This window comes from Pseudomonas viciae (genome assembly GCF_004786035.1).
GTDB lineage: Bacteria > Pseudomonadota > Gammaproteobacteria > Pseudomonadales > Pseudomonadaceae > Aquipseudomonas > Aquipseudomonas viciae.
Genome location: NZ_CP035088.1, coordinates 2433854 through 2445917, shown reverse-complemented (window position 1 = coordinate 2445917; position 12064 = coordinate 2433854). Strand labels below are relative to the sequence as shown.

Annotated in this window: 9 protein-coding genes and 2 pseudogenes; 2 read left to right on the top strand and 9 right to left on the bottom strand. The window is 58.9% G+C overall.

What is annotated here, in order from left to right:
* Positions 1-15 precede the first annotated feature (15 nt).
* The gene (locus EPZ47_RS11210) at positions 16-3012 is read left to right on the top strand and encodes a sensor histidine kinase (RefSeq protein WP_135844820.1); all 2997 of its coding nucleotides are present in this window, start codon (positions 16-18) and stop codon (positions 3010-3012) included.
* Positions 3009-3638, top strand: coding sequence for a response regulator (locus EPZ47_RS11205; protein WP_135844819.1), 630 nt, complete (start codon positions 3009-3011; stop codon positions 3636-3638). Before EPZ47_RS11210 ends, EPZ47_RS11205 begins: the two co-directional genes overlap by 4 nt.
* 15 nt (positions 3639-3653) lie before the next feature.
* Here the strand turns inward: EPZ47_RS11205 and EPZ47_RS11200 are convergent, their stop codons facing one another.
* From EPZ47_RS11200 to EPZ47_RS11165, 9 genes and pseudogenes are all read right to left on the bottom strand, one after another.
* A complete protein-coding gene (locus EPZ47_RS11200) occupies positions 3654-4730 on the bottom strand; it encodes a protein-glutamate methylesterase/protein-glutamine glutaminase (RefSeq protein WP_135844818.1) in 1077 nt (358 codons plus the stop codon).
* Positions 4727-5095 carry a chemotaxis protein CheD gene (locus EPZ47_RS11195; protein ID WP_238346751.1) on the bottom strand — a complete coding sequence of 123 codons (369 nt, stop codon included), beginning with the start codon at positions 5093-5095 and terminating at the stop codon, positions 4727-4729. The genes EPZ47_RS11200 and EPZ47_RS11195 overlap by 4 nt, the downstream gene beginning before the upstream one ends.
* 145 nt (positions 5096-5240) lie before the next feature.
* Positions 5241-6044, bottom strand: coding sequence for a CheR family methyltransferase (locus EPZ47_RS11190; RefSeq protein WP_135844816.1), 804 nt, complete (start codon positions 6042-6044; stop codon positions 5241-5243).
* Positions 6041-6565, bottom strand: coding sequence for a chemotaxis protein CheW (locus tag EPZ47_RS11185; RefSeq protein ID WP_135844815.1), 525 nt, complete (start codon positions 6563-6565; stop codon positions 6041-6043). Before EPZ47_RS11185 ends, EPZ47_RS11190 begins: the two co-directional genes overlap by 4 nt.
* Before the next feature lie 75 nt (positions 6566-6640).
* Entirely contained in the window at positions 6641-7153 is a 513-nt protein-coding gene (locus tag EPZ47_RS11180; protein WP_135844814.1) for a chemotaxis protein CheW, read from the bottom strand.
* 3 nt (positions 7154-7156) lie between these two features.
* Positions 7157-8509: pseudogene (locus EPZ47_RS30795) on the bottom strand (methyl-accepting chemotaxis protein); the annotation flags it as partial.
* Between the two features lie 33 nt (positions 8510-8542).
* A pseudogene (locus EPZ47_RS31015) lies at positions 8543-8677 on the bottom strand (hypothetical protein); the annotation flags it as partial.
* 891 nt (positions 8678-9568) lie between these two features.
* Complete coding sequence (locus tag EPZ47_RS11170) at positions 9569-11698, bottom strand: chemotaxis protein CheA (protein ID WP_135847975.1); 2130 nt, start codon at positions 11696-11698, stop codon at positions 9569-9571.
* A 16-nt stretch (positions 11699-11714) separates the two neighbouring features.
* Entirely contained in the window at positions 11715-12032 is a 318-nt protein-coding gene (locus EPZ47_RS11165; protein ID WP_135844812.1) for an STAS domain-containing protein, read from the bottom strand.
* Positions 12033-12064: the final 32 nt, after the last annotated feature.

The following is a 12064-nucleotide window of genomic DNA, read 5'->3' as shown; positions in this document are numbered from 1 at the left end:
CAGAGGATGAGGCGAATGGATTCAGCCATGGCGGTAGCAGCGCCGTTCACGCAGGACGCGGATGATGTGGGTGTATTGTTGCTGGATGTCCATGGGGCGCTACTCATCATGGATGACTGCGCCAGTGCATTGTTAGGGCTAAGCGAGACCGCCGCCTCCCTTGCCCCCTTGCCCTCCCTGTTTTCTCTCAAGCCGCTGACGTTTGAGCAGCACCTCACCCATGCACGACTGAAGGGGAACTGGCATTTCCAAAGTATGTCGTCCAATGGCGACACACTGAATGTGAAGCTCGACTACAAAGCACATCAGTCCACGTACCTGATAAAGATCCGCCGCGCCGAACACGTTCACCTTGCCGAACAGGATTATCGCCTGGCATTCGACTCCGCCGGCACGGGCCTGGCCTTACTGCGAATGAGCGGTGAATGGATCGCTGCCAATCGAATGCTGTGCCAGATGCTCGGCTACACCGAAGAAGAACTCCGCGCCACGTCTTTCCAGCGCTTGACTCATCCGGACGACGCAGATGTCAGTAAGGACGAATTACACAGGCTCATCCAGGGCCAACGCACCAGCCTGACCCTGGAAAAACGCTATATTCGTAAAGACGGCAGCACCCTGTGGGCACGCTTGACGGTAGGCATCGCCCGTAACTCCCAAGCCCAAGCGCTTTACTTTGTATCGCAGCTGGAAGACATCAGTGAACATCTTGCCCTGCGCCAGGCATTGTTCAATAACGAAAAAAAATACCTTTCACTGGCTAAAAACTCACAAAGCATCATCCTTCGCTACAACCGGCTTGGACAACAGATCTATGCCAACCCCGAGCTTGAACGCGCTCGCGGCTTTCCCAATACGCACATCACGGAACGTACCTCGACACCCGATCCGCTCGACGAGTACTTTCGCACGCAAGTAAAACTCACGTTATCGACCGGTGCAGCGAACACGTTCCTGCTGGAAAACAGAAACTCGCATTCAGGTCGTTCCGGGGATTTCCTGTGCAACCTGACGCCGGAGCATGACGAAACAGGCGAGCTTTGCGGGGTACTTGTCACGGCCCAGGATATCAGCGCGTTGCGCCGGCAGGAGCGCGCCGAAAATGCACGCTCTGCCATCTTTCAAAAGATGGTCACTAACGACACGCTGCTCGAGGTGCTGCCGCTGCTCAGCGCCTACCTGGAGATTCTGACGCCTGAATTTCGTAACGCCATGGCTTTCAAGCCAGTACCCGGCGACGATCCCCTTCGCGCGTGCGCCGCAGGCACCTCCTCGATTGAAACCTGCCTGGCCGAAGATCTTGATCGACATCCCGAACTGTTCGAGCACCATCACTTCATTCGTGATTTGAGGAGCGATGCTCCGGATCTCGCTTTCAGCCAGCCCGCCTTGCAGGCAGGTTATCAAGGTTGCTGGGTAGAACCGGTGGTCAATCAGACCGGTATCACGATGGGCGCCATCCTGTTGTTCGTCTGCGGTGAAAGCCAGCTGAGCGAACAGGACCGCAAGCATGCACAAATGGCCAGTCATATTGGCGCCATCGCGTGGGAGCGCAGCTCCGCCCACAGCCACCTGGCGCAAAGCGAACGTCGTTACCGTGAAGTCTTCGACCATTCGCAAGACATGCTTTGCCTGCTCGCCGTGGATGCCGACCAGCAACTCAGTTGCCTGGAAGCCAATCCAAAGCTGTGCGAGATGCTCGCCAAAAGTCATTCGGACATGATCGGCCAACCGTTGGGCCAGTGCCTGGAAAAAGAAGTCGCCAATATCATCGAGGCGATCTGCCTTCACTGCATTGCCGTGGGAGCCCCCATCGAGCTGGATGCACAGTTGCCTTGCGGCCAGCGCTCACTCGTTGTCCATTTCAACCTGGTACCCGTAGCCGACTCGAATGGGCGCTGGCATCGCCTGGTGTGCATTGCTCGCAACATTACCGATATCCGGGAGGCCCAGCGCAACGAACTGGCGCGGCAGCAGGAAATCGGCACATTGGTCGAGAACTCTCCGGATGGTATTGCACGACTCAGTCGCACGGGAGAACTGCTGTTCGTCAATCCGGCACTGGAAGCCTGGTTGGATCGCCCGCAAATCGACTTGCTGCACAAGGATCTGCTCGAGATTCTGCCGAAAAACCTGCAGAGCCAATTATTCAGTGCAGCAGTCATCGAAGCGGTGGAAAAGGGCCAGCCCCTGGAGCATGAATATGTGCTCGCCGAGCAACATCGACTGCAACGCGTCTATCACATCAGTCTCGTTCCCGAGCAGGACATTCAGGGAAAAATTGCCACTGTGCTGGCTGTCGTTCGCGATATATCCCAGCTGCGCCTGGCCGAACTGCGCCTGGCATCGCTCAACCAGCAACTGCGCCAATTGATGTCCAGTCGGGAAAGTGCACGGGAAGAGGAACGCAAGCTGATTGCGCAGGAAATCCATGATGAACTCGGACAACATCTGACCGCGATACGCATGGGTACTTCGCTGCTACGCTTCCAGTATGGCGAGCAACTGCCCCAGCTCAGTGAACAAGTCGCACGCCTGCTGCAACTGATCGACCAAACGGTGCAGGTGGTCAGGAACATTTCCACCAGCCTGCGCCCTTCCATCCTCAACATGGGCATCGCCGCGTCACTGGAATGGCTGACCGACACGTTCAAACAGCAATGGGGCATCGACTGCAACCTGCAGATTCATCCGCAGAAAATCCGTCTGGACGATGCCAGCGCAACAGCTGCATTTCGCATCGCCCAGGAGTCGCTGACCAACATTGCCCGGCACGCCGAAGCCACTCGGGTCGACATCACGTTTGAGCAAGGCGAGAATGGCTGGTCGCTGGAAATCACCGACAACGGCAAAGGCTTTGAGCAACGCGGACAATCGTCCAGGACCCTCGGTTTGCTGGGAATGCGCGAACGGGGCCTGACTTTGGGAGGAACCACCACCATATCCAGCAGCATCGGCTGCGGTACTACTGTTCAACTGCGCGTACCTGTTTCAAGGAGTCAAGACTCATGATCCGTTTAATGGTGGCCGACGATCACACGATCATGCGCGAAGGCCTCAAGCAATTGTTCGCGCTGGTAAAGGACTTTTCCGTGGTGGCGGAAGCGGAGAATGGAGCCCAGGTCCTGGAGTTGTTGCGCCATACCGAAGTCGATGTGCTCCTGCTCGACATGACCATGCCCGGTTCCAGTGGCGAGGATCTGATCGGCCGTATCCACGCCCATTACCCCAAGCTGCCAATGCTCATCCTGAGCATGCACAATGAAGCCCACATCGCCCAACGTGCCCTGCGCGCCGGCGCCTCGGGCTACATGACCAAGGACCGCGACCCGGAAGCGCTGCTGGCTGCCATCCGCAAGGTGAGCACCGGCGCACGCTACCTCGATCCACAACTGGCCGAACAGATCGCATTGCAGAGCAGCGGTGTGACGCCCGATAACGCTTCGCAGAGCCTGACCTCGCGTGAATTCCAGATCCTGCGCATGCTGGCGCAGGGGCTGAGCGTCAACCAGATCGCCGAACAACTGGTGATCAGCAATAAAACCGTCAGCACCCACAAGACTCGACTGATGGAGAAGATGTGCTTTGCCACCAGCACAGACCTGGTGCGCTACGCCTTGAATGAAGGCCTGGTCTGAAACGACGGCGCGCTCTCAGGGATGAGGTCCGCGAACGCCAAGGATGGCCGCAGCAATCTGCTCCAGTGGCAACTCGCGCTCGACCGCTCCCAGCTTCAAGGCCTCGCGTGGCATTCCATACACGACACAAGAGTCTTCATCCTGGCCCAGGGTCCTTGCGCCGGCATCGCGCATTTCCTTGAGGCCGCGAGCACCATCATCCCCCATGCCCGTCATGATGATGCCAAGGGCATTGCTGCCCGCGCTACGAGCGACCGAACGGAACAGCACATCCACCGAGGGTCGATGCCGACTGACAGGCGGCCCCTGCACGATATCCACCTGATACTGGGCACCACTGCGCTTGACCAGCATGTGGGTTCCACCGGGTGCGATCAGCGCGCGCCCGGGGATGATGCGATCGCCCTGTACAGCCTCGCGCACCTCGATCTCGCAAACGTGATTGAGGCGCTCGGCGAACGCGGCGGTAAACTTCTCTGGCATGTGCTGCACCACGACGATGCCCGGACACACCCGCGGCAACCCTTGGAGTACCTGTTCCAGGGCCTGCGTGCCGCCGGTGGAAGTGCCAATGGCAACGATGTTTTCAGTCGTGCGGGCCATGGCCACGTTCGCGGGAGACAGGATCGAGTCGGCACTGAGCCGGGGTGGCACCTCAACAGGCGCCCGAGCCCCCCCTACACGCCGCAGGTTGGCCTTTGCCGCGGCCCTGACGGCCTGGACCAGATCGTCCGCGCTTTCAGTCAGGAACTGTCGCAGGTTGGACTGTGGCTTAGTGACGATACTGACGGCACCGGCCGCCAGTGCCTGCAAGGTGGTCTTGGCGCCCTTCTCGGTCAGCGTCGAACAGATCACCACCGGTGTGGGCTTTTGCGCCATCAGTTTTTTCAGGAAGGTAATGCCGTCCATTCGTGGCATCTCGACGTCCAGCACGATCACGTCAGGCCATTGCCTGCTCATCTTCTCCATGGCATACACCGGATCGACGGCAACATCGATCACCTGGATACCGCTGGCCTGGTTCAGGGTCGCGCTCAGCACCTGGCGCACCACCGCCGAATCATCAACGATCAACACCTTGATATCCGTCATCTGGCATTACTCTTGGGCGATTCGGTTACTTTAAGTACGGAATCGGCATGATTGAGTTGAAGGCGTCCGGTACCCACATCGAACACCAGGTGGCGATGGCCCCGGCCACCTACGTGATAAACCCGGCATTGCAACCCATGGGCCTGTATCAGGCTTCTGGCGGCATCGACATTCTGTTGGCCAATCCCGATACCGTTACCGCGCTTTACCCCGGGAAACATGTCAGCCCCACCAAAAAGGCTCACCTCGAACTGCTCGGGCCGGGCCCCCGCGCGGTGAATGCACTCGAACAGCAGCGCCAACGCATCGGCTGCGTAACGTCCGTTCAGGTGTCCCGCGCCATGCGCCCCACGACGAGGCAACATGTAATGACACATGCCGCCCAACAAGCGTTGCGGATGCCAGAACACCAGTGCGACACAGGAGCCCAGCACGGTACACAGGCGCGTTTGGCGGCCTCCGAACGCCACGTCACCGGGCTGCAAGAAACATTCGATCACCCGGCCCATTTCAAGCGTCCGGTTTGCGGTAGATGGAAGGTTTGACCAACTGCAATTCATCACTGATGCCATTCAGGCTCTCTGAATGGCTCACGATGAAATAGCCGCCTGGCCTCAGGTGTTTGCTCAAACGCTTGACCACCTCGGACTTGGTCTGGTTATCGAAATAGATCATCACATTGCGCAGGAAGATCACGTCGAACTGCCCCACTGAAGGCAGCGCATTGTTCAAGTTGATCGACGTGAACGTCATCCGTGACGCCAACGCGCGATCCACCATGAAAATGCCGTTGTTGCAGCCCACGCCCCTCAAGCAGTACTTGTTCAACAGCGCCTCGGGAATGCCGCGGATACCATCGAGTGGGTAGCGTCCACCCTGGGCTTTTTCCAGCACGCGGTTACTGATGTCGGAAGCGAGGATCTCCCATGGCCTGGTGCCCAGGCTGTCGGCCAGCACCATGGCCAGGGTGTAGGGTTCTTCTCCCGTGGAACAGGCACCACTCCAGATGCGCACCGGGCCATTCCCACGAAGCTCAGGGAGAACCACATGGCGCAGAAACTCAAAATGCTTGGGTTCGCGGAAAAAGTAGGTTTCGTTAGTGGTCAGCAAGTCCACCGCCATTTGCAACTCGGTCCGGTCCTTCATCAGCAAGCGGTAATAGCTGCCGTAGGTGGTCAGGTTGAAAAACTGCAAACGCTTGGCCAGACGGCCACTGACCAGCTGTTTCTTGGCAACCGACAAGCTGATCCCGGCAATTTCATGAATCATTGCCCGAAACTGCTGGAACTCGTTGTCGGAGAGAACGACATTCATGGTCTCAGCCCGTCTGCGTCGATGTTCGAAGGGAGCAGCGTCGACCAGTCATCGCTACTGAGCATGTGCTCGATATCCAGCAGCAAGACAAAACGGTCGCTGAGTTTGCCGATCCCCACCACAAATGCAGGGCTGAGGCGCCCCTGCAGTGCCGGGGCCGGCTCGATCTGTTCGGCCGGGATCTCCAGCACTTCGCTGACGGCGTCCACGACGATGCCCACCAGGCCTGCGCCGCCGCTGCCGTGGACCTCCAGCATGACGATGCAGGTACGTGGATTTGCCAGGGTCTGGGTGCCCCCAAAACACAGCCCGAGGTCCAGTACTGGAATGGCCGCTCCACGCAGATTGGTGATGCCGCGAACCTTCGGCGGCGCCATCGGCAACGGGGTAATCGGACCGTATTCGACAATTTCCCGTACGCACAGGGTACCGACCGCAAACATCTCCTGGCCCACACTGAAGGTCAGGTACTGTGGCGCTGTCGTCCCTGGGGCCGGCAGGCGCGAGGCGGATATGGACATGGTTCACTCCTCGGGATCCACCGTAGACGGCAGCCTCCCTCTCAAGACAATGTAGGCACGCCTGAGCGCTACACCTCAGTGCAACTGGCTGGCGATCTCGCTGACACACAGCACCTGGTCGATCTGAAGCACAGTCAGGAACGCCCCTCGCACCTTGACCATCCCTCGAATAAAGTCTTCACGGATCCGGTTTCCGATCGCCGGCGCGGCCTTGATGTCGGCCAACTCTATTTCGATCACCTCGCTCACCGAGTCGACTACGATACCCAGCACTTGCGGCTCGCCGTCCTGAACCAGTTCCAGGATAACGATGCAGGTCCTGTTGCCTTGCTGCGTGGCGCCCTTGCTGAAGCGCGCCTGCAGATCGATCACCGGTACCACCGCCCCACGCAGATTGATCACCCCCCGAATGAAATCCGGCATCATCGGAACGCTTGTCACCTGGCCATACTCGATAATCTCGCGCACGCACAAGGTATCGATTGCATAAACCTCCCTGGCGGATACGAATGTCAGGAACTGCAGGAAATCGCTGTCACACGGACTCTGCGGCGCATGCTCGAAATGGCTGAAGACTGCAGCTTCCATGTCTCAACTCCCGAAGCGGATGAAACCGCCTTCCTGGGTATGCTCACTGCTTTGCATCCCGCTCAGACTGGAAGAGGCGGCCCGAGGTACGGCGGCAACCGCAACCCGACCGTGCAGGGTGAAAAAGCCCATCAACTCCTGCAACTGTTCGGCCTGGCTACTCATTTCCTCAGCGGTAGCGGCCAGTTCTTCGGAAGCCGAAGCGTTTTGCTGAGTGATCTGGCTCATCTGCGACATGGCAGTATTGATCTGCTCCGAGCCGATGGACTGCTCTTCAGATGCAGCGGCGATCTCCTGAACCAAGTCGGAAGTCTTGGTGATCGAGGGCACGATTTCATCGAGCAGATTGCCGGCCCGTTCAGCCAGGGCAACACTGCTTTTGGCCACCTGGCCGATTTCCTGCGCCGCGACCTGGCTGCGTTCGGCGAGCTTGCGCACCTCGGCGGCGACGACCGCGAAGCCTTTGCCGTGCTCGCCGGCCCGGGCCGCTTCGATGGCCGCGTTGAGCGCCAGCAGGTTCGTCTGATAGGCAATCGAGTCAACGATCCCTATCTTCTCGGCGATGGTTTTCATGGCCGAGACGGTATCCTTGACGGCCTGTCCACCCTCACTCGCTTCCTTGCTCGCCTTGCCGGCCATGCCATCGGTCACTTTGGCGTTCTCGGTGTTCTGGGAAATCGACGCCGACATCTGTTCCATCGACGCCGACGTTTCTTCAACCGACGCAGCCTGTACCGAAGCCGATTGGCTGATGCTTTGGGCCGTGGCGGAAATCTCTTCCGAAGCGCTGGACAGCGAATCGGCGGAACTGCGCACCTCGCCAATGATCTGCGAGAGCTTGCTCACCGTTTCGTTGACCGCACTCTTCAGGTCTTGCAGGCTGCCCTGGTAATCACCTTTGACGCTGCGAGTCAGGTCTCCATTGGACAGGGCCGTCATGACCTCCATCGCCTCGCTGAGGGGGGCAACGATCGAGTCCAGGGTGCTGTTGATTCCGGCCACGATGCGGCGGAAATCACCTTGATGGCGAGTACTGTCGGCACGGGTATCGAGTTTGCCGATCACAGCATTCGCGCTCAGCATCTGAGTGTCTTCGATCAGCGCCTGGATGTTGCTGCGCAGTTGTTCGATGTTGTCGTTGATAAAGGCTTTTTTGCCGGGGAAGCGGGCCAATGGTGCCGACAGGTCCCCTTCGCCGAAAGAACGTATGCAAGCCATGGCCTGTTTTTTCACGCTGATGTGGCCATTGACCATATCGTTGATGCCCTGGGCAATCTGACGGTACGAGCCTTGGAATCGTTGTACGTCGATCTGCACGTCGATGTCGCCTTTCTCATGCTCGTCCGACATGTGACGCATCTCTTCGATCAGCGCCATGATGGTGCTGCGCAGATGTTCGATGGTGACGTTGATAAAGGCTTTCTTGCCCGGAAATGCTTGCAGGGGCGCCTGCAGATCGCCTTCGCTGATCGACTTGATGCAGGCCATGGCTTGCTTCTTGACGCTGATATGACCACTGACCATATCGTTGATGCCTTGGGCCATCAGCCCATAGCTGCCAACAAAGCGTGCCGCATCGATCTGCACGTCGATGTCGCCCTTGTCATGCTCTGCGGACATGTGATTCATTTCGCTGATCAATTGATTCAGGGTCCCGTTCAGCCGATCCATGGAACCCAACAGTCCGGTACGTTCAGGGCCATTGCCGTTGCCTCGCACATCCAGTTGCCCGGCCACGAGCCGGTCGGCCAGCAGCCGTACATCGTCGGGTTCACCCCCCAACGCGCTGAGCAGTCGGCGTACCAGGAAGAAACCGATCACGCCGATGACCAGCAAGGTGGCGCCACCGATCGAGGCGATGCTGTAGATCGCGGTCTGTTCGGTCGATGCCGCGACCGCTGCATTTTTGCGCCCCAGCTCCAGGTTGTACTGACGCATATCACCCAAGGCGGAAGTGACTTTGTCGCGGGCAACCTCCAGGTCGAGCAGCAAACCACGGGCTTGCGGGGCTGCATTCTTGAGGGCGTTATCGAAACGTTCCGTGCCTCGATTGTATTCGTTGACCGCACTGCGCAAGGCGCTTAGCAGCGTCGCATCATGATTGTCGGAGACGAACTCTTTCTGGTAGCGATCCAGCGCCTGGAGCACCGATTCCTTGTCGCTTTGCAGGGGACTACCGACAGGTTCGGACAGACGCTGCCATTGCAGGCTATGGCTATCCGCCAAGGTCAGGGCCACTTGCTCCAGCAACTGCAGGCTGGGCACCGTATTGACTTGCGCATAGCTGGCGGTGCTCCTGACTCCGCCTATCAGATAAAGACTGAGGCTGACCAGGATCAGGATGCCCAACAGAGCTGAGGCAACCAAAAGCGAGATATTTTTCTTGACGGTCATGATGCTGTACTCCAAAAAGAATTATTGAGTCAATTCAGGGCTGAGGGGCGTACCGTGCTTCTGCCGGCTGGCGACTTGCCCGAGTAGTTTTGGAATATCCAGGATCAACGCGACTGCGCCGTTCCCCAGGATGGTGAAGCCGCCCAGTCCATGGGCTGTACCGAAAATCTTGCCCAACGGCTTGATCACCGTCTGGAATTCCCCCAGCAATTGATCGACGACCAGGCCCACTCGCATTCCCGCGTAATGCACGACCACGATGTTTTCACGGCCATGGTTAGGCTCATCGATGGCAAACATCTCGCGCAGGCGCAGGACTGGAAGCACCAAGCCTCGCAGGTCCAGGAAATCCTGATTGCCGCAGTCGTCGGTCGATAGCTCGATGCACTCCTCAACCATGTCCAGAGGCACGACATAAGAGGCATTGCCCACTCCGATCAGAAAGCCATCGATGATGGCCAGGGTCAGCGGCAGGCGGATACGCACCGTGGTGCCCACCCCCTCCTCGCTTTCCAGATCGACCGAGCCTCGCAGGGCGACGATGTTCCGTTTGACGACGTCCATGCCCACCCCGCGCCCGGACAGGTTGCTGACCTGATCGGCAGTGGAGAAGCCTGGCTCGAAAATCAGATTGAGAATGTCGCCGTCGGCCAGCTGTTGCCCTTCGGCAACCAGGCCGCGCTCCGTCGCCTTGGCCAGGATGCGTTGTTTGTTCAGGCCTCCACCGTCGTCACTGACTTCAATGACGATGCTGTTTGCCTCGTGATAGGCATTGAGGCGAACCGTACCCTGCTCCGGTTTACCCCGCTCACGGCGCAGCTGCGAGGGCTCGATACCGTGGTCCATGGCGTTACGCACCAGGTGAGTCAGGGGATCACCAATGCGCTCGACCACCGTTTTGTCCAGCTCGGTCTCCCCGCCATGTACCTGCAAGGCGATGTCTTTGCCCAGCTCCTTGGACACATCGCGCACCACCCGCTGGAAGCGGTTGAAGGTGCCGCCGATCTGCACCATTCGCAGGGTCAGGGCACAATCGCGCACCTCCTCGACAAGGCGCGAGAGCGAGCTTGTCGCTTCAATCAGCTCGCCGATTCCGCTTTGGATGGCCCCCAGATTGGCGCCAGCGCCGGCGATGATCAGTTCGCCCACCAGGTTGATCAATTGGTCCAGTTTGCCGGCGTCGACACGAATCAGATTACCTTCGGCCGGACGGGCCTCTTTTGCCCCCCGGCTCTTGGGCGCGTCATCGTGGACCGCATGGTCCGGTGCCACGAGGGGCGTCGCCACTGGCGTCGATTCACCAGAAGACGGATTCGCCAGCCAACCTTCACGGGTCACGGAACCACAAGCGATAAAGGCTTCGACCATGACTTCGGGCTCAGCCTCGAGACGGCCAATCAACGCCCGGAAACCTGTCAGGTCGTCATTGCACGGCAACACGCAGATCTGGCTGCCCTCGCGAACGAAGTCGAAGGCACCTTCAATGGTGGCCTGGTCGGCATCACTGACAAACCCCAGCTCAAAGCCCAGGTAACACGTTTCCGGGTCCATCTTCGAGATGTCCGGCATGCCATCGGTGATGCACACGACCGCGCTGACTTGACCGAAACTGTTGAGGTAGCGCAGCAACGACAGCGGATCCATGCCGTTGCGCAGGACGTCGGGACACAGGCGCAGGGACAGATGCCAACGCGCGGTACAAGCCGATTGCACCGACTCAACCGTTGCCAGGGATTGCTCCGGCTCGTGACGGTGCTCCAGGTAGCCGTTAAGACGCTCCACCAATGCCGCGCCCTGCCGCTCATGCTCTGCGGTCATGCCTTGCAGGTCACCGTGGCAGGCAAGCAGTTCAATCAGCGTGCACAAGTGATCCCGCACTTCCAGGAACAAGGCACTCAGCGACTCGTCCACCCGCAATTCATGTCCACGAACCCGGTCCAGCACGCTTTCTGCCACGTGGGTAAAGGCAACGATCGGCGTGAAGCCAAACAGGCCAGCGGAACCTTTGATGGTATGGGCGACGCGAAACAGCGCATTGATGGTGTCGGCATCATCCGGCGCCTGTTCGATCTGCAACAGCGCATCCTCCATCAGAAGCAAAAGCTCCTGGCTTTCGGCGATGAACGTCTGTAGCACGTCGTCCAGATTCATAGGCGAACTCATGGTTTCAACCTCTCTGCTGACGGGTCGGGGCCGACGCGTCGAAAAAGCTGTGCAGCCCACTCATATCCAGTGCATCGAGCACCGCCGCGCTGGGATTGCTCAGCAACAGGCTGGAGCCATGGCGCAGTGACTCCTGCTTGATCAGCACCAACAGCTGGAGCCCGGCGGTGTCCATTTCGTCCACGCCCCCCAGATCCATTTCGACTTCCTGAGCCAAGGGAAACAGTTCCAGCAACAGGTCTTTGCGTTCAGCGGCGGTGTAAATGGTCAGCGACCCTTCGAGAACCAGAATCCGACGCAGACTAGCTGTGGTGTTTGTCATGACAACCTCCTTTCCAGGGACTCTGGGCGGCG